The organism is Achromobacter sp. 01N37 (genome assembly GCF_056399725.1).
In genome coordinates, this window is the sequence record NZ_JBFTRX010000050.1 from 1 (window position 1) to 1224 (window position 1224).

Below are 1224 nucleotides of genomic sequence, written 5' to 3' on the forward strand. Positions count from 1 at the left end.
GGCGGTGTTTGGCACCTCGATGTCGGCTCATCTCATCCTGGGGCTGTAGCCGGTCCCAAGGGTATGGCTGTTCGCCATTTAAAGAGGTACGTGAGCTGGGTTTAAAACGTCGTGAGACAGTTTGGTCCCTATCTGCCGTGGGCGTTGGAWWCTTGACGGRGSCTGCTCCTAGTACGAGAGGACCGGAGTGGACGTACCKCTGGTGTACCKGTTGTCWYGCCARWGGCATYGCMGGGTAGCTAWGTACGGAAGAGATAACCGCTGAARGCATCTAAGCGGGAAACTCGYCTGAAGATKAGGWWTCCCTGGAGCCTTGAKCYCCYTRAAGRGTCGTTCGAGACCAGGACGTTGATAGGYYGGGTGTGGAAGCGCAGTAATGCGTTAAGCTAACCRRTACTAATTGCYCGTRAGGCTTGATCCTATAACCAGTGTGTTTCTACCTGGTGTGAGTGTCGCGTGCCGCTGCTAGGCAGCTTGGCCGATACGCACAACCYCTACTACATCCCTATTCGCTGCGTTGAACATKGCTCAACGCGGCCACCGTTTATGCCTGGTGACCATAGCGAGTTGGAACCACCCCTTCCCATCCCGAACAGGACCGTGAAACGACTCCACGCCGATGATAGTGCGGATACCCGTGTGAAAGTAGGTAATCGCCAGGCTCTCCCTTGAAACCCCCCAGTACGAAAGTACTGGGGGGTTTTGCTTTTGCGGCGGCGATTAATATTGATTAAAACGCCGCTGTCGCGCTGTTTGGGTCGGCAGCTGCTTGTAGGTCCCAGGCGCTCCAGGAAGGCCGTCTGGGGCCTTCCTGGCGGCTCCGGCGAGCCCCTATAGGGTGAAGGTGTTCATTCTTTATCGAACACCGGAGATTGATGGTGTGACCGAAGATGGCCAGTGCAGGCATCGACGTCATCTCCAAATGGGCTGTCCTTCCGGACTTTGCATAGTACGGAAAGTGCTTGACAGCCAAGGAGAGTTACACCATAATCTTAAGTTCTCTGCGGAGAGGTGCCCGAGTGGCTAAAGGGGGCAGACTGTAAATCTGTTGGCTTACGCCTACGTTGGTTCGAATCCAACCCTCTCCACCAAGAATTGCAAAGTAGTAGTGCCCGGCAGGTGTGGGTGAAGCAGAAAGCGTGGTAACCCGGCGGGTGTAGCTCAATGGTAGAGCAGAAGCCTTCCAAGCTTACGACGAGGGTTCGATTCCCTTCACCCGCTCCA

General features: G+C 55.4%; 2 tRNA genes and 2 rRNA genes. All 4 read left to right on the forward strand.

Annotated elements, in window-relative coordinates:
• Positions 1-421: ribosomal RNA gene (locus tag AC1DSJ_RS30170) — 23S ribosomal RNA — on the forward strand; the annotation flags it as partial.
• 128 nt (positions 422-549) lie between these two features.
• Positions 550-662, forward strand: a 5S ribosomal RNA gene (gene rrf, locus AC1DSJ_RS30175).
• Between the two features lie 343 nt (positions 663-1005).
• Positions 1006-1091 (forward strand) — tRNA-Tyr (locus AC1DSJ_RS30180).
• Between the two features lie 59 nt (positions 1092-1150).
• Positions 1151-1224 (forward strand) — tRNA-Gly (locus tag AC1DSJ_RS30185).